This is a genomic window from Cyanobium sp. NIVA-CYA 375 (assembly GCF_056108345.1).
Map to the genome: position 1 here is coordinate 1 of NZ_JBSYHW010000044.1, position 23,379 is coordinate 23,379.

Here is a 23,379-nt window from a genome sequence, read left to right on the forward strand (position 1 = left end):
GATCGACTATCCCGTGGAGAATTCACCCCTGGCCCGGGCCCACCGCAGCAAGCCCGGCATGGTGGAGCGCTTCGAGCAGGCTATATCCTCAACGGGGGCATATTTACACCCCTGGATGCATCACTCAGTTCATCGACCGGTCCGCTTCTACTTAACAGTGGCTCTAGCTTTTCATTTGAACTGACAAATAACGGCGAGCAGCCCCTTCTTGGACTCTCCAGCTTCACCGCCACCCCCGTGCCCGTTCCCGCTCCCACTGACGTGCCCGGCCCCCTGCCGCTGCTGGGGGTTGTTATTGCCTTCGGCTGGATCCGCCGCTTGCGCGCCCGGTGCAGGGGTGTACAGCTAAACCGGTAGCCACCCGGTGATGAACAAGGGCATCAGTTGCCCCACCCCTGAGACCATCCCCGCCTAACTGCAAGGGGTGTCTCTCTCCGCCATGCAAAAGCCCCCCTGGCTCACCCCGGCAGCGCTGGAGCTGGCCGCCACCCTCTACGCCAGCTACCAGCGCGCCTTCGGCAGCCCCCTGATTGCCGGCCTAGCCACAGACGCCTCGCCCCTGCTGCTGGCCCAGGAGCTGTTTGCCGCCGAGCTGGTGTTGCTGGCCCATGACGGCGCCGATCCCAGCAGCGATCCAGGGCCCCGGCTGATCTATGCCAACCGGGCCGCCCTGGTCCTGTGGCAGCGCCCCTGGCTGGAGATGGTGGGCATGCCGTCGCGGCTCACCGCCGAGCCAGCCGAGCGAGCCAGCCGCCGCCAGGCCCTGCTTGCGGCCCGGGCCCAGAAGGCGATCGAGGGATACCGGGGCATCCGCATCGACAGCCGCGGCCGCCGCTTCGCGATCGAGGGCGCCCGCCTCTGGACCCTGCGCAACGGCTCGGGCCAGCCCTGCGGCCAGGCCGCCCGCTTCAGTAGCTGGTGGCTGTTGTGAGGGCCTCGGCCCATTGGCCTTGTTCCGCAGCGCATCCGATGCACGCCCTACGCCAACACCCTTGCGAACTACTCGGGTAACAACTTGGCGCTGCTGATGGAAAGCTGATCTGAGATCACTAGAAATAGGAGATCACTGGGGATAGGGGAAGAGCTCCAGCGCCTGCAAAAACCAAGCTCATCGAAAAAGAAGTGCACAACGGGGCGCATTGCAATAACAATGTAGCCCTCATCACTTCCAAGCGTGTTCCCCAAAACGCTGGTGGATTCATTAATAACTGCTTAACCAGCCTCGACAAATAGGTTGCAAAGATTCAGCCAATTGTTTCAGGCAAGCCCTGTGACCCTGGTCTTCAATCTGCTGACGCCTGCCGTTGTTGCCGTAGATGGCGTCATCGACATGTCTGCCCTCGGGGCAAACGCCGAGATCTCTGCCTACAGCCCGACCAGCGGCTATCTCTATACGGTTGGTGGTGGCTCTGGCGCCATCGTGGTGAGCGATCTGCGCAACCCGTCCGCTGCCACGATCGTGGCAAAAGCCACCCCGCTCGACAACAGCGAAACCCTGCAGAGCGCGGCAGTTTTTGGAAAACTGCTGGCGGTCGCCGTCGAGGAAACGGGTTCAAGTGATCCAGGGTATGTGCAATTTTATGACCTGAGTGATCCGGCCCTGCCCGTTCACCTCAGCACCGTGAGCGTCGGCCCCCTACCCGACATGGTGAAGTTCAACGGCGACGGCAGCAAGCTGCTCGTCACCAACGAGGGCGAGCCCGATCCGCTTTACACCATCGATCCCGAAGGCTCTATCTCGGTGATCGACACCCGCGGCTACCTGGCCGCAACGCCGGTGCCACCGGCTCAGAGCGACGTGCAAACCATCGGCTTCGGCGCCTGGGAAAACCGCCGCGCCGAACTGATCAACCGCGGCGTGCGCATCGGCCAGCGGCTAGGTGTCACCACCACCGTGGCTCAGGACATCGAGCCCGAAGCGATCGCCATCAGTGCCGACGGCAAGACGGCCTGGATCTCCCTGCAGGAGAACAATGCCTTCGCCGTGGTGGACCTCAGCGGCGCTGAGCCCGTGGTCAAGGAGATCTTCTCAGCCGGCATCAAGGACTGGAGCCGGGGCGTGGCCAGCGCTGAAAACTTCAACTACGAGCTGGAGTACGCCGCCGGCGCAGCCAAACAACCAGCTGGGGTGCTGGCCGGAGGCCTGTCGGGACTGTTCTTCTCAGGCAAGGAGACGGTTGATGGTACAGAACTCGATATCTACTTCTCAATCACCGATCGCGGACCAAATGGCGACATCGTGGCTGGCAAACGCCAGTTCCTAGACCCAGATTTCCAGCCCAGCATCTACAAGCTGGGCATGAACCGCGCCACCGGCGCCATCATCGAACTAGATCGGATCGGCCTAAACCGAGCCGACGGCACTCCTCTAACCGGCTTGCCGCAGCTGGCCAGCAAAGATGATATTCCCGTCGACCAGAACAACGCACCTCTGGCCTACGACCCGTTCGGTATCGACTCAGAAACCGTTTCGGTATTCAACGTCAGCATCGGCGGCCAACAGCGCAAAGTCTTCGCTGTCGGCGATGAATATCGCGGCCAGATCGGCCTGTTCGACTTCAACACCGGCAACCTGATTCAGCGCTACATCCCCGCCGGCCAGAAGGCCCAGCTCGCCGCCCAGCACAACGTGGGTGGTGCCACGCCGATCGGCGCCGAAACGATCGACAGCCTGCCAGCCATTTACGGCAATCGCTGGAGCAACCGTGGCATCGAGGGCATGGCCTTCAACCCCACCGAAGGGCTGCTTTACGCCTTTATGCAGAGCCCGCTGGATATGGATGCCAACGGCGACGGCATCACCGAAGGCCGCAGCCGCTCCGAGCTCACCCGCATCCTGGCCATCGATCCGGCTACTGGCACTCCGGTGAAGGAGCACCTTTACCTGCTCAGCGGCCGCACCGGTCAAGACAAGATCGGCGATGTGGCCTACGACGCTGAGCGCGGCGTGTTCCTGGTGATCGAGCGCGACAGCAGCCGCAGCCTCACCGGCTTCAAGCACGTTTATGAGGTGGACCTGCGTGGTGCTACTGACACCTTGCCCCTCACCAGTGCTGCCGATCAGGCTGCCAATGGCTGGCTGAATGCAATCGGCAAGGTCAGCCCCGAGCTGCTTGACAACCGCCGCACCCTCGTCGATGGCGTGTTGAGCACCTCCAGCGCTGACGTGCTGGCCGCCGCCGGCATCCGCCTGGCCCACAAGATCGAGCTGTTCAACCTGCCCTCGATCGGCGGCACCACCGCCTACGACAAACCAGAAGGCCTCACCATCCGCGACGACGGTGCGTTGGTGATCAACTACGACAACGACTTCGGCACCGAAGGCGCCAGGGGCAACACCTTCACCGTGGTCAGCTTCGATGGCGCCGGCTTCGACAGCTCCGACCGGGATGTAAACGGCACATCCGGAGGCGGCAACCAATATCGCCCCATCAGCGGCCTACCGGTCTATGCCCTCACCATGCCCGATGGCATCGCCAGCTACACCGATGCCGAGGGACGCCAGTTCCTGCTGGCGGTGGGCGAAGGTGACTCGCGCGAGTACGAACCTGATAAAGGCAACGTCTTCTTTGACCTCACCCGCGCGAATGCCAGCACCTCGGTGAACGGCACCCCCTTCCTCGATCACCCGGGCGTCAGCGCCCTCAATACTGCCTTCAACGAGGCCACCGGCATCAGCCGCACCCGCCTCAACCTCCTCAACGATTACGGGGACATCAACGGCGATGGCTTGATCGACAAGGCCTTCAGCATCGGCTCCCGTTCCCTGCGCATCTACGACGACAAGGGCAACGTGGTGTTTGACTCCAGCGACGCCCTGGAGAACCTGGCCAACAGCCTCGGTTACTTCACCACCGGCTACAACCGCGATGACGACAAGGGCACCGAGCCCGAGACTGTGGAAATTGCCACAGTGGCTGGCCGCACCTACGCCTTCGTGGCCCTCGAGCGCACTCCCACCAGCGTGGCAGCTGTATTCGACGTGAGCGATGCCTACAACGTGGTTGCCGTCGATCCGGTGGTGTTCCCCGGTGCCAATCGCATCGAGGGCATCACCTTCCTGCGCAGCGACGCCGGCGAGCCCGCCGGCCTGATCGCCAGCAGCGAGGGCAACGACGTGGTGAGCATTACCAGCGCCGCGGCGCTGCCCGTCGGCAGCGCTTTCAAGCTCCAGCTCTTCCACCTGGCTGATCAGGAAGGAAACCTCAGCGCCCTCGACAACGCCCCCAATCTCTCCGGGGTGCTCAATGCTCTGCGCGCAGAAGACATCGACCTCGACGGCATCCCCGGCTTCGTCAACACACTCACCCTCTCCAGCGGCGACGCCTGGATTCCGGGTCTGTTCTATGGCGCCTCCGCCCAGGCCTACGGCGCCGTGGGCCGCGGCGATGTGCTGATCCAGAACGCCCTGGGAGTGCAGGCGATCGCCCTCGGAAACCACGAGTTCGACCAGGGCACCAGCGTGCTGAAGAATCTGATCAGCAGCGCCAGCAACTACCCCGGCACCGCCTTCCCCTACCTGAGCGGCAACCTCAACTTCGCCTCCGACACCAATCTGGCCGGCCTGGTGGTGCCCGATGGCCAGGCACCCAGGCCCAACAGCCTCACCGGCAGTGTGGTGTTTGACGTGAACGGTCAGAAGGTGGGCGTGGTCGGCGCCACCACCCCCTGGCTCAAGACCATCTCCAGCCCGGGCAACGTGGGCATCGCCCCAGCCCCATTCAGCGGCATCCCCACCCCGGCCGAACTGGATGCCCTGGCCGCCGTGATCCAGGCTGATGTGGACGCCCTGCTGAGTGCCAATCCCGGCCTGAACAAGGTGATCCTGCTGGCCCACATGCAGCAGATCAGCATCGAGCAGGCCCTGGCTGAGCGCCTCCGCCACGTCGACATCATCGTGGCCGGCGGCTCCAACAGCCGCCTGTTCGACAGCAACGACACCGCCCGCTCCGGCGACAGCGTTCAGGGCCCTTATCCGATCATCAAAACCGACGCCGACGGCAAGCCGGTGGCGGTGGTGAACACCGACGGCAACTACAAGTATCTCGGTCGCCTGGTGCTCGATTTCGACGCCGACGGCACGATCATCCCCGCGAGCTACGACCCCACCGTCAGCGGTGCCTACCGCACCGATGCGGCCGGGCTCGCCGCCGTGGATGGCGAGGCCTTCATCGATGCCCGCGTACAGGAGGTGGCCGACAAGCTGCGTGAGGTGATCGTCGCCCAGGAATCGGAATGGTTCGGGGTCAGCGAGGTGTTCCTCAACGGCAACCGCAACCCTGGCGTGCGCAGCGAGGAAACCAACCTCGGCAACCTCACCGCCGACGCCAACCTGGCCTTCGCCCGCTCGGTCGACCCCACGGTGATGGTGTCGCTCAAGAACGGCGGCGGCATCCGCAACGCCATCGGCCAGTCGCTGGTGCCCACCGGTTCGGTGGACGGCAAGCCGGAGCTGCTGCCCACCGCGGCAGTGTTCGATGCCCAGGGCAATGAGGTGAAGCCGGAGGGGGGCATCTCCCGCAACGACATCGCCAACGCCCTCAGCTTCAACAACGGCCTATCGCTGGTTAGCGTCACCGCGACCGAACTGAAGGAGCTGATCGAGTTCGGCGTCGCCGCCGGCGCCGGCGGCGGCCGCTTTCCTCAAGTGGGCGGCATGGCCTTCAGCTACGACCTGACCCGTGCAGCCGGTGAGCGAGTGCTCAACCTGGCTATCCAGGATGAAGCAGGCAACGACCTCGACATCGTGGTGCGCGGCGGTGCGGTGGTGGGCGATCCGGCCCGGTCTATCCGCATGGTGACGCTCAACTTCCTGGCCGGAGGTGGAGACGACTACCCCTTCACCAGCCTCACCAGCCCAAACCGGGTGGATCTGACGGCGAGCGACACCGCCCCCCGCACGGGCGTGGCCACCTTCGCTGCCGACGGCTCCGAGCAGGACGCCCTGGCCGAATTCCTGGCCGCCAACCACTCCCCCACCACCCCCTACGACGAGGCAGACACAACCCAAGCCCTCGATACCCGCCTGCAGAACCTGGCTGTGCGCAGCGATGCGGTGATCGATCCGGTGCTGGTCGGCACCAGCGGTGACGACACCACCCTGCCGGGCGCCTCCACCATCCCCGGCTTCGACGGCCGTCTCGACACGGTGTTCACCGGTGCCGGTAACGACGAGATCGACGTTGCTCTCACTGGCGGCGGTGATAACACGATCTTCACCGGCTCGGGTGCCAACACCGTGTTTGCCGGCACTCGCGACGTGATCACCGGCGGCAGCGACAGCGACCAGATCTGGGCCATCGCCGGCGACGGCAACCGCCTCAGTGGCATGGGCGGTGACGATGACTTCGTGATCGGTAGCTCCGGTAACCGGGCGCTCGGTGGCGAGGGCAACGACGTGTTCACCATCCTGGATGGTGCTGGCACCAACTACCTCAATGGTGGTGCCGGCAGCGACCAGTTCTGGCTGGTGAGCGGCCCTGGCGACCTGCCCGCCGCCAAGCAGTTCGTGATGGACTTCAAGGCCGGTGAAGACCTAGTTGGCCTGCGCGGTGCCAGCTTCTCCGATCTCAGTTTCACCCAGATGGGTGCAGACACCTTGCTCAACGTGTCCGGCACCAGCATCGGTCATTTCACCGGTGTAAGCGCCGCCGCTCTCAACAATCAGGCCAACTTCGTCTTCGCCTGATTGTTCTCTGATGCAGCCAGGAACACATCCTGACGAATTCCTTAGCACAGCAGCTTCGAGTCGTCAAGATTAAAATAATACTAGCGGTAATAATCTCTTTGCCATAAGACTACCGCCCGCCCAAAAGAGTTCTTAGTCAAGAAATTAAACATCGGTAGTCCAGTCACATCGGATCGTTGATCGATTCCGGCCACATCCATTCTTCAACCTCCTCACGCACCATGACTCTGATCAAAACGATCGGCCAGACCACGGCACTGATCCCAGAAGCAAGTACTGCTAATGACCCATCAGAATTACTGGATGGTCAAAGCGGCGATACAGCATTCCCCTACGCCAACTTCAAGCCGATTGCCACAGTTGGTGAAGTTGACCCAGTTACAAATCAGGCACTGACGGGCTATCCCGATGGCAATGCAGCCTGGCTCAAGGACAACGACACAGTTCGCGTCGTTTACCAGTCCGAGTCCTACGCCACGATGTCGAATGAGACTTATGGCTGGCAGATGGAAACCGGTGTGAAGTTCACCGGCTCACATGTTCACTACATTGATTACGAGCGCAGCAAGTTTGCCGACTTCCTCAACAATGACAGCCCAGCCAGCGACATGGTTTTGGGCTCAGGCCACCTCTTCAACACTGTCTACAACGTCTTCGGCGAGGTCGTCACCGCCAAAACAAGCGATCCCCTCGATCTTGCCGGCAAATGGGGGAACCAAACCAATCCAGACGGCACCATTGTTGAGTTCCTCCCTGCTAGGCAGCTGACCGAAGGAGACTTCTTCTTTCACTCCTTCTGCGGAGCGTGGTACGAGCCTGCCAACAAATACGGTGCCGGCGTCGGCTTCACCGACGATGTCTGGTTGATGGGCGAAGAGTGGAACATCGGCGCCCGAATGTTCGCAGATCCGGATGGCGCCGGTCCGCTCAGGGGATTTGATGTGGCCAACGGCACCATGGGCCTGGCCTCCATGGTGGTGGATCTCAAGAACGAGGTGGCTTACACGGTGCCGGCGCTTGGCCAGGCTGGCTACGAGAAGTTGATGCCGATCAATCCTGGCCACGAGGACTATGTGGTGGTGGTAGCAGCTGGATACAACCACGACATCAACCCTGCCCCCCTGAAGGTATATGTAGGCCGCAAGGGCTACGACGCCTCGGGCAATTCCCTCAATCTGGACGACCCCAATCTCAGCGAGCGCGACCGCTTCCTGGGTAGCAACGGCCTGCTGTATGGCCAGCTCTATGGCATGGCTGCCAGCTCCGCCACCTATGCGCAGCTCGGTATCACCGCAGTGGATGCCGACACCAAGATGCTTGATGCCTATCTGCAGAATGCATCGGCCCCTGATCAATTCACGGCCCGCTACTACCCCACCAGCTACCGCTGGGATGGCTTCGATACACCCGAAGCCGTTAAAGACACCGAAGTCTTCCTCTGGGCCAAGGATGGCGACCTCGTTGGAGGAGTAGCCGAGGTAAACGAACAGCCCGTCGGTTACACCTACTTCAACAGCGACACCAAAGTCGAGCATCCGGCCGTTGATCCCGATACCACCCGCTCGCGTTACATCCAGAACCACACCCGAACCGGCGGCCTGCTCGGCATTGAGTTCGCTAGCATCACCGAGGAGCTGACCAGCAACGACCTAGATGGCAACGGCCTGCCCGATTACCTCTCAGCCGATGTAACCCGAATCCTGGCCGCCGTCGACGGCGCCCTCACCCTCGATGTGGGTGACAAGGGTGTGGGGCACTACGACGCCACCGGCAACCCTGATGGTGCCACCGCCGAGCAGCACATCGAGCTCAAGAACCGGAAAATGAACGATCCGGATGGCTTGATCTGGATCAAGTCGTCCGATGCCGATGTGCTGATCGTTGACGAAGACTCCGGTAACGACTACGGCGAGCGCAAGTTCGCCCTGGTGATTGATCCAGAAACTCTCAGCGTGGAGCCCGAAGGAACCGGCTACTTCTTGGCCCAGGCCGGCGGCACCAAAAATCCCCGCGGCCTAGCCGGTGCATCTGCGTACGGCGAAACGTTTGAGACCCCCAGGGGCTCGGAATTCTCCGGAACCTGGAACACCACCGCTCTCGTGGCCCGCAAGGCTGATGGCTCCTTCTACACACAGGAGGAACTGGCGGGCAACGGCATCCAGACCGTTGAACAAAGCCGACCACTGTCGGAGCACGTGTTCATTGGTGTGGTGCAGCAACCCGCTGAATCCGCCGGTGCGGTGGAAGCCACAAAGTCTGATTACGGCGGCCAGATCTTCCAATTCAGCCTCGATCTGCCCACCATTGCTCCCATGCCGGTTGTCGGCACCAGCGGCAACGACACGCTGCTTCAGCCCGGCGATCTCGAAGGTCTGACCCTGATCGGCAACACCATTTTCACCGGCGCTGGTGACGACGAAGTGGATGTGGCCCTTAGCGATGGCTTCGAGAACCAGGTGTTTACCGGCTCGGGTGCCAACACCGTGTTTGCCGGCACTCGCGACGTGATCACCGGCGGCAGCGACAGCGACCAGATCTGGGCCATCGCCGGCGACGGCAACCGCCTCAGTGGCATGGGCGGTGACGATGACTTCGTGATCGGTAGCTCCGGTAACCGGGCGCTCGGTGGCGAGGGCAACGACGTGTTCACCATCCTGGATGGTGCTGGCACCAACTACCTCAATGGTGGTGCCGGCAGCGACCAGTTCTGGCTGGTGAGCGGCCCTGGCGACCTGCCCGCCGCCAAGCAGTTCGTGATGGACTTCAAGGCCGGTGAAGACCTAGTTGGCCTGCGCGGTGCCAGCTTCTCCGACCTCAGTTTCACCCAGATGGGCGCCGACACCTTGCTCAACGTGTCCGGTACCAGCATCGGTCATTTCACCGGTGTGAGCGCCGCCGCTCTCAACAATCAGGCCAACTTCGTCTTCGCCTGATTGCTCTCAAAAGCCGATCGCCTGCTCCGGCGGCGGTCGGCTTTTCTCGTTTTCCTCTCGGCTCACGGGATCACCACTTTGATCCAGCACGTTCACCACCCCAGACCATGGCCGCTTCGTTCTCAGGTAGCTATAGCCAGTCCTTCGACACCCTGGCAGCATCCGGAAACGGCAACGCCTGGACCAACGATCAGACCCTGCCGGGCTGGTTTCTGTTCCGCCAGCCTGCCGCTTCTCCTGTTGCGATCAGCAGCTACAACGCCGATTCGGGCGCAGCCAACACCGGCTCCTTCCTGAGCTACGGAACCAGTGGCGGCAGCGATCGGGCCCTTGGTGGTGTCGGTTCCGGGGGCAGTTATTTCGGCTCTCCAGCCAGCGGCAGCGTGGCCGGTTGGTTTGCCCTGGCCCTCAGCAATGCCAGCGGCAGCGCCATCAGCAGCCTCAATATCTCGTTCAACGGTGAGCAGTGGCGCAACGGCGGCAACACCACCGCCCAGACGATGGTGCTGGAATACGGCTACGGCACCAGCTTTGATCAGGTGGCCTCCTGGGTGGCACCGGGCGGCAGCTTCAACTGGACCTCTCCCGTTGCCACAGCCACGGCTGCGCCGGTGGATGGCAACAGCACGGGCCGGGTCAGCGGCGTGGGCGGCACACTCGATCTCAGCTCAACCCCCTGGGTCGCAGATGCCACCCTCTGGTTGCGCTGGATCGAGACCAACGACAGCGGCAACGACCACGGCCTGGCGATTGACGACCTGGCGATCACCTTCCCCCAGCTCCCAGCCCTACCCGAGGTGGCGATCCAGGCGATCGTGGCTCAGGCCAGCGAATCCGGGGGCATTGCCAGCGTGCGCATCAGCCGCACCGGCAGCACGGCCGAACCCCTCAGCGTGCCGATCAGCCTGCGCAGTGGAGCGGGCTTTGCCGGCAACGACGACCTGCTGGCGCCCCTGCCCGCCTCGGTGGTGATCCCGGCGGGCAGTGCCAGCGTCGATCTGGCGATCGAGGTGCGCGACGACGATCTCGACGAAGGCAGCGAAATCCTGGCCATTGAGATCGCCGCACCGGCGGGCTACGCCCTGGCTGCCTCCGGCGCCCTGGCCGAGATCACCATCCTCGACAACGACCGCATCACGGCCATCTCCGCTGTGCAGGGCACCGGCGCCACCAGCCCCCTGGTTGGCCAGAACATCACCCTGCGGGCGGTGGTGGTGGGCGACTTCCAGCTCAGTGGCGAACTGGGTGGCTTCTTCCTGCAGGAGGAAACCAGCGACTGGGACACCAGCGCCCTCAGCTCCGAAGGCCTCTATGTGGCCTACCCCCTAAGCGGCAGCAACGTCGATGTGGTGCTTGGCGACCGGGTGCTGGTGAGCGGCCTGGTGAGCGAGAGCTTCGGCCAGACCATCCTCAGCTCCGTGCAGGCCCTCACGGTGGAGGCCCAGGGCCGGCTGGGGGATACCCGCCCGGTAGAGATTCCAAACCTGCTGGCCCAGCGCAGCACAGCGCTCGACCTGGAGCCCTACGAGGGCATGTGGGTGCGCTTCCCCGAAACCCTCTCCGTGAACGGCCTCTACGGCCAATTCCGCTTCGGGGAAATCGAACTCAGCGCCGGCGGCCTGCCTCTCCAGCCCACCAATGTGATGAAGCCTGGGCCTGCTGCCTACGCCGCCGAGCAAGCCACCGCTCTGCGGGAGCTGGTGCTTGATGACGGCAGCAACAGCAGCTACCGCCAGGCCTCAGCTGCTACCGACGCCGCACCCGTTCGTGATCAGCTGCTGCGCCGCGGTGACACCGTCGGCGACCTGGAAGGAGTGCTCGCCTACGGCTTCAACAAATACCGGCTCCACCCGACAGCGCTGCCCAGCTTCACCACCGAAAACCCCAGGCCGGCAGCAGCCACGCCAGCGGCCCCTGGTCAACTGCGGCTGGCCAGCTTCAACGTGCTCAACACCTTCACTACCGTCGACGCCCCAGGAGCGACCACGGCCACGGGCCTAGATCCCCGCGGCGCCGACACCCCCGAGGAACTGGAGCGCCAACTCACCAAGCTCACCGCAGCCCTCGACGGCCTCCAGGCCGATGTGATCGGCCTGATGGAGCTGGAGAACGACGCCACCGATGCCACCCTGGCCGAGATCGTGGCCAGGCTCAATGGCGCCCAGGCCGAGGCCTCCGGCCGCGCCTACAGCTTTATACCCACCGGTCTGATCGGCAGCGACGCCATCAAGGTGGGGCTGATCTACAACAACCTGGCGGTGGCCCCAAGCGGCGCCGCCCAGGTGCTGGCGGAGGCCGCCTTCACCGATCCCCTAGCCAGCGGCACGCCGAAAAACCGCCCGGCCCTGGCCCAAACCTTCCGCGAGCTGGCCAGCGGCGAAACGGTAAATGTGGTGGTCAACCACCTCAAGTCGAAGGGAGGGACCGATGCCACCGGCCCCGATCTCGACCAGCAGGACGGTCAGGCGGCCTACAACGCCACCCGCACCGCGGCTGCCGCCAGGTTGCTGGAGTGGATCAACAGCGATCCCACCGGCAGCAGCGATCCCGACTGGGTGGTGCTCGGGGATATCAATGCCTACGCCAAGGAAGATCCAATCAGGGTGTTCGAGGACGCTGGCTATCGCAATGCCCTGCCCAGCTTCACCGCCGAGCCGCCATCGAGCTACGCCTTCTTCAATCCAGTCGATATGAGCGGGGCGCTGGATCACCTGCTGATATCCGCCTCACTGGTGCCCCAAGCCACCGCCGCAACCGACTGGGCAATTAATGCCGCTGAAGGCGCCTTCCGCGACTACAACCGCGACACGAACAGCAATGGCAACGCTGCGGTGCGCGACTTCTTCGCCGCCGATCCCTACCGCACCTCCGATCACGATCCCCTAATACTCGACCTGGATCTGGGCCGCGCCGTACCGGCAGGGCTCGCTTTTGCCCACGGCGTTGCCTCCGGTGATCCCTACAGCGATTCGGTGATCCTCTGGACCCGCATCACCCCACCTTCTGAGTTTGCCGGCCTGGTGGATGTGCAATGGGAGCTTGCCAGCTCCGCGGATTTCAGCGCTGAATCCCTGATCGACAGCGGCGTGTTCGCCACCAGCGCCGGCCGCGACTGGACGGTGAAGGTGGAAGCAGACGGCCTCACCGCTGACAGCAGCTACTTCTACCGCTTCCGCGCCGGCGATGCGGTGTCAATGGTGGGCACAACCAAGACCCTGCCGGTGGACAGCGATCCGGTGCGCCTGGCGGTGTTCTCCTGCGCCAACTTTCCCGCCGCCGAGCAGTTCGCGGCCTACGGCCGCGCCGCTGAGATCCACGCCGTCAACCCCTACGACGCCTTACTGCATCTGGGCGATTACATCTATGAATACGGTCCCGGTGGCTATGTGGCCGCCGAGGATGCGTCCGCAGACCGAGGCTTCCTGCCGAACCGCGAAATCATCAGCCTCGACGACTACCGCCAGCGCTACGCCCAATACCACACCGACATCAACCTGCAGAACCTGCGCGCCGTCGCGCCGCTGGTCGCCGGTTGGGACGACCACGAAACCGCCAACAACAGCTGGAGCGGCGGTGCCGAGAACCACCAGAGCGAGACGGAAGGTGACTGGATTGCCCGCCGCGATGCCGCCCTCAAGGCCTACTACGAGTGGCTGCCAATCCGCGAGCCCGGCCAACGCCAGGCCAGCGACGATGCCACCGCCCTCTCGCCGCTCACCCAGGCCTACCGCTCGTTCAACTTCGGCGACGTGCTCAGCCTGCACATGCTCGAAACCAGGCTCAGCGCCAGGGATGAGCAGCTGGCCTATCCGGATGCGGCGGCGGTGCAGGCCCGCATCGGCGCCATCCTGGCCGATCCGGCCCTGGTGGCCAGCTATGCCACCAGGGCCGGCATCGCGCCGCCCACAACCCCCGCCGCCTTCCCGGCTTTCGGCGCCGCTCTTGCACAGCTCGTCACCCAGGAGCTGGTGCTCGCCACCGTGCAGCAGGCCTGGGGTGATCCCACCCGCGACATGATCGGCGACGGCCAGCTGGCCTGGCTGCAGCAGCAGCTGGCCACCTCCACCGCCGCCTGGCAGGTGCTGGGCCAGCAGACGTTGATGCAATCGATGGCCGTGCCGGCCCCGCTGCTGCTCGACCCCGGCAATCCCGCCCTGCTCGACAAGTACGCCGCGCCGCTGCAGAAGCTTGCCACCGGCACCCCCTTCGCCAGTCTCTCGGCTGCTGAGCAGGCCCTGTTCGCCGAAGCCGGCAAGATCCCCTACAACCTCGATGCCTGGGATGGCTACGGCGTGGAGCGGGAGACGATCCTGCAGACCGCCCTGGCCCTGGGCAAACGGCTGATCAGCCTCGCTGGCGACACCCACAACGCCTGGGCCGGCGTGCTCGACACGATGAGCCCGGGCAGCCAGCCAGCTGGCACGGTGGCCGGTATTGAATTTGCCACCCCAGGTGTCACTTCCCCGGGTCTCGAGAAATACCTCCCCGGCGCTGATGCTTACATCCGTGCCAAATACCCTGCCGTGGATGGCCTCGATGGCCTCTTCAGTGGTTATGTGAGCGGGCTGAAGTATGCCGATCTCAACCGCCGCGGTTTCCTCGATCTCACGGTTAGTAAGGAGCAGGCGGTGGGCACGTTCCAGCTGCTCAACGGCACCGATCCGCTGAGCGGCAAGCCTCTGTGGGCCAGTGAGAGCGTGGTAGCTGGCAGCGACTTGAGCCTCAGCATCACACCCGAGGCAACGCCGCAGATCAACTGGCAGCCGGGCTGGAGTGAGCTGGATCTGGTGTTCGGCCTAGCGACCGACAGCGCCGGCGGCCAGACCCTGCTCGACCCTGCCGCTTTCGCCACCCTGCCCCGGGCCAGTGTTCGGCTAGCCGACGTGACGGTGCTCGGCTCGGAGGCGGGCGAGCGCATCTTCGCCGGGGTCGGCTCACTGATCGATGGGTCTGCCGGCAACGACGAGCTGTTCAACACCAACAGCCAAGGCGACAACCGGCTGGTGGGTGGGATCGGCGCCGACCGGCTGTTCCTGCGCCCAATTAATGATCAAATCATCGGCGGACAATTGTTATCGGGCGCCGCAACCTTTGGCCTGTCCCCCTTCACGGCCTTAGTCGACCAAGAGCGCGACAGCTTCCTGATCGATTCGTCTAATCCAGGCAGTACCGGCTCGCTACAGATTCTTGACTACGAGCCAGGCATCGACGAACTACTGATCGACGGGGTAGCCCCCACCGGCGATTGGGCTGCGGTGCGCCAGCAGCTGCAAGGGCTGAATGTGGCGATCAACGCCGCACCCCAACTCAGCGGCACGCCCGTCGTCATCAGCCTGAAGAGCGGCGTTGAGGTCACCCGGGATCTGAGCGCCTTCGGCCTCGATCTCGATAAAGACACATTGATACTGCTCAAGCTCAGTGGGCCCGACTGGATCAGCACGAATGGCACCCTGCTGAAGGCAACAGTTCCCGTCGGCCTCACAGAGGATCAGCTGGCCAGCATCCCCCTGCTACTGGGATTCAGTGATGGCAAGGCTGTCTCCCGCTTCACGGCGCAACTCACCCTCAATGGGGCTCCCACCGCGCTGAGTCTCGCCAACACCACACCCTCCCTAGACGAGAACACCAGCACCGCCAGCCGCATCAAGGTCGCTGACATCGTCATCGCCGATGACAACCTCGGCTCCAATGTCATCAGCCTCTCCGGCACCGATGCCGCCAGCTTCGAGGTGGTCGGCACCGCCCTCTTCCTCAAGGCCGGCACCGCCCTCAATTTCGAGGCCAAAACCTCCTACGCCCTCACCCTCTCCGCCAGCGATCCATCCCTGCCTGGCAGCACCCCTGTAACGGCTGCTTTCTCTCTGGCTGTCACCGACCTCAATGAGGTCCCCACTGCCCTCGCGAACTCTGCCAGCAGCTTCGATGAAAACATCCCCGCTGGATCCATCGTTTCCATCCTCACCACCACGGATCCAGACGCCAGCAACACCTTCACCTACAGCCTGGTTTCCGGAACTGGTGACACTGACAACAGCGCCTTCACGATCAATGGAGACAAGCTGAATATCAACGCCTCACCAAATTTCGAGGCCAAGAGTTCCTACAGCCTTCGCCTACGCAGCACGGATCAGGGCGGTCTCTCGGTGGAGCGCGCAATCACCTTCGCGGTCAATGACCTCAATGAGGCCCCCACCGCGCTGAGCCTGGAAAACACCACCCCCTCCCTGGCCGAGAACACCAGCACCGCCAGCCGCATCAAGGTCGCTGACATCGTCATCGCCGATGACAACCTCGGCTCCAATGTCATCAGCCTCTCCGGCACCGATGCCGCCAGCTTCGAGGTGGTCGGCACCGCCCTCTTCCTCAAGGCCGGAACTGTCCTCGACTTCGAGACCAAGGCTGCTTACTCCGTCACAGTTTCCGCCAGCGATCCAGCCCTACCGGGCAGCACGCCGGTAGCGGCTGCCTTCTCCCTGGCCCTTAGCGACGTCAACGAGCCCCCCGGAATCAATACCTTCAGCACCATTGTTTCGGTCACCCTTCCTACCGGCGAGGTCACAGAAGTTCCGGTCACCATCAACAACGCCGATCTCGTTGCCGGCTCCAGGCTCAGAGTCATCAGCAACCTCGGCATCAATCCCGCTGGTCTCACCACCTTGGCCGCGCTCGGGGTCACGACCAATCAATCGGGTCTTGATTTCCAGCTCACAGTTGATCAAGGCGCCAACGCCTCCCTCAATGCCCTGCTCGAATTGGTGGCGGCAGACCTCTTGCCCCAGCTCACCAACCCAACCGGTGCAAGGCGGGCCGATCGCAAGCTTCTCTATTACGCCGTCAATCCAACAACAGGAGGAGCCATGTCGCCCCTCACCTACGACCCGATCACCGGCGCCGGTGCCCGCTTCTACGACCTTGATAACAACGGCATCGCCGATTTCTTCTCACTTAGCCTGATTGATGGTGGCTACGGCGATAAGGATGGGCTAGCCAACGGCGTCATCGATGATCCCTCCGTTGCTGGTTTCGCCGACCTCACCAATCTCCGCTTCTCAAGCGCCGGATCCGGCAGCATCACCATCAGCGATCCCACCAATGCCGCACCCGCGGCCGTGAGTCTCCGCGCCACACTCTCCAGCCGCTCCAGCAGGTCCAACCAGATTGGCTATGTGGTGCTCAACCCGTCTGAAGTTGCCAACTCAGCTGCGCTGCTTAGCGATCTCACCTGGTTACGCAGCCGGTCCCGCACCCTCCTCACCAGCCTGGAAAACACCGATGTCACCCTCCCAACTGGCATCTCCTTCGATCGTGACATCCAGTTGATCAATGGCCAGATCATCCGCTTCTTTGAAGTGGATGATGCCAGCCTTGAGCAGCTCACCAGCCTTTCAGATAGCCGCTTCCGCTTCCTAAACCCCGGAGAGATCAGCAACAGCCAGGTTGCCTTCAGCTCCGGCAGCGGCGTGCGCTTCTCCCTCAATCTGCTAGCAAACGATCCAGGCCTCAATGCCCTGATCAGCCAGGCCCAGGGGCTGGCACCCGTTCTCGATCTCAGCGCCTTAACCACTGCCCAGAGCCTCAGCGGCACGGTTGCCATTGGCCGCGAAGCCGATTTCAATTCCGTCGCTGGCTTCTACCGCAGCCTCGATGCCGCAGGCACCGTGCTCGCGGCCGACACCATCACCCGCCTCAGGCCCGGTGATAACGGCTATGCCGCTGCTGCCCTGCGCACGGACAACCTCATCGGCCAGCTTGGCAATCTCAGCGTTGCCGATAACCAGAGTGCCAGCCGCAGCTTCAGCGGCATCACCGGAGGCACCTTCCTGGCACCCTTCGCCCAAGTGAATGGCAATACCTTCTTTGCATTCGGCGGGGCCAACACCGATGGGCTCAGCCACTTCCGATCCCTTGGCAACAACCAATTTGGCCTTGAAGATATGGTCGGCGGTGGTGACAAAGATTACGACGATTTGGTGATTGGATTTAACTTTTCTAGTGTTGTTTAATTTGGGCGAATCTGCTGGTCGCTAAGAACCGGGCGTGAATGCCGTACCTGGCAGTGAGGGCCGTACCGCACCGGGCGGTCTGCACCCTGCTCCTGACCAGCTGGCTGCAGCACATTGGCAATGTTCCGGAAAACCTCCGATGCCCACCCTGCGCCAATCTCCCTTCCATCTGCTCCGCAGCGACCTGCTCGAAGCCGATCTCCTTAAGACCCTCGAGCGCCAAGTCGCAAGCGCCGACATCCATAAGCCGGATCAAGTGCCCGCCGCCGAGGTGCATGAAACCGAAACCGCCTACGTGATCGCCCTGGAGCTGCCCGGTGTCGACAAGAGCTCAATCGACGTCAAGGCCACCGACCGCAGCCTGGTGATCAACGCTGAGCGCCGCCAGGAAAGCCCCGATGGCTCTCCCCCGGTCGCCAAACAGACCTCACTGATCAGCGAGTTCCGCTACGGCACCTGGAGCCGCAGCTTCCGCTTCCCCGGCGGCATCAATCGCGAAAGCTTGCAAGCCCACTATCGCGACGGCCTGCTCACCGTGACGGCACCAAAGGCCCAGAACCTCACCACCGTGCAGGTGCAGGTGGAGGGCTGATCCGCAATTACTGGCCACGAGAGAAGAGTCTCCCAGGCCCGGCCTAGACGCCGGGCTTTTTTGTGGACGGGCTTCCTACAGTTGGGTCACTTGCGGATCGATTCATGGTTGGTGCCGTCGCCGCCGCAGCCCGGCTCACCCTGCAGTGCGAGGCAATCGCCGCCGACACCACAGCGATCCGCTCACTCGACTGGGACCGCAGCCGCTTCGACATTGAGTTTGGCCTGCGCAACGGCACCACCTACAACAGCTTTTTAGTGCGAGGCGAGCGCACCGCCCTGATCGACACCAGCCACCTCAAATTTAAGGACACCTGGCTGCCCCTGCTGCAGGAGCAGATCGACCCCAAAGCAATCGATCACCTGATCGTTTCCCACACCGAGCCCGACCACTCGGGCCTGATCGGCTACTTGCTCGACCTCAACCCCGAAATCGAAATCGTCGCCTCCAAGGTGGCGATCCAGTTTCTTGAGAATCAGGTGCACCGGCCCTTCAAGAGCCGGGCGGTGAAAAGCGGCGAAGAGCTCGATCTAGGCACCAACCCCGCAAGTGGCGTGGCCCACCGCTTCGAATTTCTCAGCGCTCCGAATTTGCACTGGCCCGACACGATCTTTTCGTTCGACCACGGCACCGGCACCCTCTACACCTGCGATGCCTTCGGCCTGCACTACTGCTCCGATGCCATCTTTGATGTGGACCCAGGGGCAATCGCGCCCGACTTCCGCTTTTATTACGACTGCCTGATGGGCCCCAACGCCCGCAGCGTGCTGCAGGCGATGAAGCGCATGGATGGGTTGCCCGAGATCACCACGGTGGCGGTGGGCCATGGGCCCCTGCTGCGCCATCACCTCGGCCTCTGGCTAGATGACTACCGAACCTGGAGTAGTGATCGCAGCGCGGGCGAAAACTATGCAGCCGTTTGCTACCTGAGCCAATACGGCTTCTGCGACCGCCTCAGCCAGGCGATTGCCCGCGGTATTGGCAAGGCCGGCGCCGCCGTGCAGCTGGTGGATCTGCGCGCCACCGACGCCCAGGAGCTCAGCGCCCTGATCGGTGAAGCCAGCGCCGTGGTCGTGCCCACCTGGCCCGCCCGCCCCGATGCCGAGCTGCAGGCCTCGATCGGCACCCTGCTGGCGGCTCTCAAGCCCAAGCAGTGGGTGGGCAGCTACGACGCCTTCGGCGGCGACGACGAGCCGATCGACACCGTGGCCAGCCAGCTGCGCAGCCTCGGCCAGAAAACAGCCTTTGAACCCTTGCGCGTGCACCAGGTGCCGGGCGGCAACGACTACCAGCGCTGCGAAGAAGCCGGCACCGACCTGGGCCAGCTACTCACTAAGGAGAAGACCATCGCCGCGATGAAGTCTCTCGATGCCGATCTCGACAAGGCCCTAGGACGCCTGTCAGGTGGGCTTTACGTGGTGACGGCCCGGCAGGAGACACCAGAGGGCACGCGCAGCTCGGCCATGGTGGCCAGCTGGGTGAGCCAGGCAAGTTTCGAGCCCCCCGGCCTCACGGTGGCGGTAGCCAAAGACCGGGCCATCGAGGCGCTGCTGCAGGTGGACGATCGCTTCGTGCTCAACATCCTGCGGGAGGACAACCATCAGGAGCTGCTGCGCCACTTCCTCAAGCGCTTCCCTCCCGGCGCCGACCGCTTCGCCGGCGTAAGCACCCTCGAGGGCGCAGCCACCGGCGGCCCGGTACTCGGTGATGCCCTGGCCTACCTGGGCTGCCGCGTGGTGCAGCGCCTCGAAGGCCCCGATCACTGGATCATTTACGCCGAGGTGGAGCAGGGCAACGTGGCCGACACCGAGGCCAGCACCGCCGTGCACCACCGCAAAGTGGGGAACCACTACTAGACACCAAAACCAGATGGACGGAACCAAGAACCCTTGCTATCATTAGATTCTTAAGCAAGCACCCTCCCCAAAAAACCAGTTCAAAGTCAGTACAAGACCCTCCAGCAACGGAGCAAGTCCAGAGCACTGGGTTCAAGGGGAGTTCAAAAAATGCCACCTTCTACTGAGCAGCAGAAGCACCTAGAAGCACTCAGCACCCTGCTACAAGCACAGGGACTTGGTGCTGCCGATTTGCTACAAGCAATAAGTGCTCTTGCTGCCATTAAGCAACAAGAACAGGTCCACAAGAATACAGAACCCGAAAACAAGATATTTCAGGACAAGATACTTATATATCCTGGCAGTGAAGATGCTTTCATCTTTAGATATGGAACAACCAAGAGCAAGAACTACTATCTTAGGATTTACTGTAAGGAAACAAAGCAGATTTACAAGAAGAGTTTAAGAACAGCAAACAAAGAAGAGGCAGTAGTTAAAGCAAGAAGCATCTATGCCGAAACATACGGCAAACTATCCAGAGGAGAAAAGACCAAATCACTCACAACCCGAACACTCATAGAGAAATATCTTGAGCAAGAATTTAAAAGAATATCCCCCCTTCCAAAAGCAGGCATTACGAAAGAAACATATGAAACAAAAAAGCAATATCTAAGTGTATGGGAAAGGTTTATACGTGAAGAACTAAAAATGGCAGACAGCAAACTTGAAAATATTCAACCAGAAAGAACAAGGGATTTTCAGTATTGGTTGAATAGGCAAGAAAAGTTGTTCTATACGAGCAAGAAGGGTTTCAGTGCTGAGTATGTAAACTCCATCATTAGTGAAGTGAACAGAATGTATAGGCAGGTTGCCATCCGTGACAAATACCTTTCACTTGCCTTGATGCCTCAGATTGACAAGGCAAAAGCACAACCCAATCCAGACCCTAAAAGACATATTCTTGAAGTTCCTCAGTGGGAGGCACTAGCAACCTATCTAAGAACAAACAGATACCTGAAACCAGAAGGTTCATCCAAGTTGGAGCAAGCAAAAAGAGCAATTTTTAGGGAATATATGGGAATTGCTTACTCAACAGGAATGAGACCAAAGGAATTACTTGGACTTACTTGGAATGACGTAAGAGTAAACATATCAGACAGCAAGGACAATCAAAAGATTTTCAGATTACTTGAGGTTAGGGCAAGCAACTCAAAAACTGGAAAGAAAAGAGTTGTCAATGCTCCAGTTGCCCGACGACTTCAAAGACTTAGCAAAGTATACAAAGATATTGGGATGACAATGGAACCAAGAGACTATATTTTCAGAAATCCGACTTGGGAGAGGCAAAACAAGAATATTCAATATGGACAACCAGCATTTTCCAAACGACTTGAAAAAGCATTAGAGGAAGCAGGGATACAGGAAGAACTTGACAAAACAGGCAGGAAGATTACCCTGTATTCAAGCAGGCATTTCTACACGACCCTAAGACTTCAGAACGGATTGAATATCCACCTACTTGCCAGACAACTTGGGACAAGCACTACCTACATAGACCAGACATACTCCCACATCCAGATAGAACAGAATACCGACAAGATTTCACAGGGAATGTTTCTAATAAAGAAATTAGAGCAGATTTGACCCCAGAGAGGGGTAAACACCCCTAGTGTGGGTCAGTTTGAGCAATCCTTTTAAGGGTTGATGGGCATTAACTAACAAACTCTTCTTTGGGGACTGCCTAGACGTGATGAGGACCCTCCCAGAAGAGTGCTGTGACCTCATCTACCTAGACCCCCTCCTTCCACTCCAATTCCACCTAGAACCTGCTGTGTGGTTCCCAAGTGGGGACCAAGCAAGAGCACTATTTCTTCTTGGGATACTGGAACCATAAAGTTAGGTTTCAGATTTCACAAGTTGAAGGAGGGGTCTACGGATCTATGGAGAGTTGAGAGTATAGTCCCAGAAATATAGAATAAGTAGGTTTCTGTTATGAAAAAGAAAAGCGTTCTCTTTCTTGGAAAGAAGAATGATGCTCACACACTTAGGGCATTAGAGCATCTAAAGTTATTATTTTCAGACATCACTTCTTGTTTAGGGGTGTGGGGTCAAAAACTTCCTGAAGAAGCATCTTATTGGAGTGGGGATATTATTATTTCTTACTTATCACGATGGGTTGTCCCTCAGTATCTATTAGAAAAAGCAAAAGATATGGCAATCAACTTTCACCCAGCAACACCCGATTATCCTGGAATAGGTTGTATAAACTTTGCTCTATACGAATGTGCCCCTGTATACGGAGCAACTTGCCACCATATGAATAAGCAAGTAGATACAGGTGATATCATTAGAGTTGAAAGATTTCCAGTTTATCCATCTGATAGTGTAGGGACACTGCTAGAAAGAACATACGACCATCAGTTATGTCTATTCTATAATATAGTAGGTAGCATATATTCTGGCAAACCATTGCCAAAAAGTGAGGAAGTATGGACAAAAAAACCATTCTCACGAAAAGAGTTCAATGAACTTAGTGCCATTACTCAAGATATGGATGCTGATGAGATAAAGAAAAGGATACGGGCAACTCTATATGGAGACTATAAACCATCCGTAATGGTTGCTGGTTATGATTTTGAACTGAAGTCACCTATAAGTGATTGACTATCCTTGTGACTTGTGATATTATGTATATAACTTTCTTGAACCTTTAGGGCATCTCTAAATGGCAAAAGAAACATAGTTTGGTTTGCTATCTAAGACTGTTCTCTTAGAAGAAGGCAATATTCAGACAAAATCCCTATAAATAAATATAGGTTGTATATACACACCACATTTAAAAATCTTGGGAAGTGGTAATGCTCCCATTTGTAATAACGAAATCAGGGGGCACCCATAGTATTCTATAACTGTATCTAAAGATATGAAACTAAATCAATACAAAGAAATCAAAGAAAGTGTATACAAGAAGATTGGTTATTCAGGTGGTAATGATTGTCCCTTTTACTTCATAACACTTCAATATGGTTTTTATGATGATGATGGATGCTTGATTGACTTTGATACCCTATGTAAGTATTGGGATAAAACAGAAGTTGGAAAAACCGTAAGGTTGGTTAGGAACCTTCTAAGAGAAACCTTTGGTATCACTGGTTTCTATGCCTTCACTGAACGGCACGAAGGACAAAAAGACCAATATGGTGAAGTTATCAAGAAGGGTAGGTATCACAACCATATTATTACTACCTCTATTGATAACAACAATATAAGCAATCCAAACCGAAAGATTAGAAGACTTCTTTCCAAACTTGGATGGATTGATAAATCA

10 protein-coding genes are annotated in these 23,379 nt (G+C 60.0%); all 10 read left to right on the forward strand.

Going from position 1 to position 23,379, the window contains the following annotated elements:
- Nucleotides 1–184 (forward strand): hypothetical protein (locus tag AC01FP_RS11350; protein WP_474480317.1); only part of this gene is annotated, 184 nt, incomplete at its 5' end.
- 255 nt (nt 185–439) lie between these two features.
- On the forward strand, nt 440–931 hold the full coding sequence (locus AC01FP_RS11355; RefSeq protein WP_474480305.1) for an MEKHLA domain-containing protein: 492 nt from the start codon (nt 440–442) through the stop codon (nt 929–931).
- A 339-nt stretch (nt 932–1,270) separates the two neighbouring features.
- Entirely contained in the window at nt 1,271–6,688 is a 5,418-nt protein-coding gene (locus AC01FP_RS11360; RefSeq protein WP_474480306.1) for a choice-of-anchor I domain-containing protein, read from the forward strand.
- Between the two features lie 221 nt (nt 6,689–6,909).
- Nucleotides 6,910–9,621 (forward strand): calcium-binding protein, encoded by a 2,712-nt coding sequence (locus AC01FP_RS11365; RefSeq protein ID WP_474480307.1) that lies wholly within the window; start codon nt 6,910–6,912, stop codon nt 9,619–9,621.
- 107 nt (nt 9,622–9,728) lie between these two features.
- Nucleotides 9,729–17,624, forward strand: a complete 7,896-nt coding sequence (locus tag AC01FP_RS11370) for an ExeM/NucH family extracellular endonuclease (RefSeq protein ID WP_474480309.1) — start codon at nt 9,729–9,731, stop codon at nt 17,622–17,624.
- A gap of 139 nt (nt 17,625–17,763) precedes the next feature.
- The gene (locus tag AC01FP_RS11375) at nt 17,764–18,216 is read left to right on the forward strand and encodes an Hsp20/alpha crystallin family protein (protein WP_474480310.1); all 453 of its coding nucleotides are present in this window, start codon (nt 17,764–17,766) and stop codon (nt 18,214–18,216) included.
- A gap of 104 nt (nt 18,217–18,320) precedes the next feature.
- Complete coding sequence (locus AC01FP_RS11380) at nt 18,321–20,072, forward strand: diflavin flavoprotein (RefSeq protein ID WP_474480311.1); 1,752 nt, start codon at nt 18,321–18,323, stop codon at nt 20,070–20,072.
- Between the two features lie 150 nt (nt 20,073–20,222).
- Nucleotides 20,223–21,695, forward strand: a complete 1,473-nt coding sequence (locus AC01FP_RS11385) for a tyrosine-type recombinase/integrase (protein WP_474480313.1) — start codon at nt 20,223–20,225, stop codon at nt 21,693–21,695.
- Between the two features lie 348 nt (nt 21,696–22,043).
- The gene (locus AC01FP_RS11390; RefSeq protein WP_474480314.1) at nt 22,044–22,715 is read left to right on the forward strand and encodes a formyltransferase family protein; all 672 of its coding nucleotides are present in this window, start codon (nt 22,044–22,046) and stop codon (nt 22,713–22,715) included.
- A gap of 259 nt (nt 22,716–22,974) precedes the next feature.
- On the forward strand, nt 22,975–23,379 hold a 405-nt coding region (locus AC01FP_RS11395), incomplete at its 3' end, for a hypothetical protein (protein WP_474480315.1).

Coding starts and splice junctions, on each gene's coding strand:
- AC01FP_RS11390 (WP_474480314.1), top strand. CDS start 22,044: ATGAAAAAGAAAAGCGTTCTCTTTCTTGGAAAGAAGAATGATGCTCAC.
- AC01FP_RS11385 (WP_474480313.1), top strand. CDS start 20,223: ATGCCACCTTCTACTGAGCAGCAGAAGCACCTAGAAGCACTCAGCACC.
- AC01FP_RS11370 (WP_474480309.1), top strand. CDS start 9,729: ATGGCCGCTTCGTTCTCAGGTAGCTATAGCCAGTCCTTCGACACCCTG.
- AC01FP_RS11365 (WP_474480307.1), top strand. CDS start 6,910: ATGACTCTGATCAAAACGATCGGCCAGACCACGGCACTGATCCCAGAA.
- AC01FP_RS11380 (WP_474480311.1), top strand. CDS start 18,321: ATGGTTGGTGCCGTCGCCGCCGCAGCCCGGCTCACCCTGCAGTGCGAG.
- AC01FP_RS11355 (WP_474480305.1), top strand. CDS start 440: ATGCAAAAGCCCCCCTGGCTCACCCCGGCAGCGCTGGAGCTGGCCGCC.
- AC01FP_RS11375 (WP_474480310.1), top strand. CDS start 17,764: ATGCCCACCCTGCGCCAATCTCCCTTCCATCTGCTCCGCAGCGACCTG.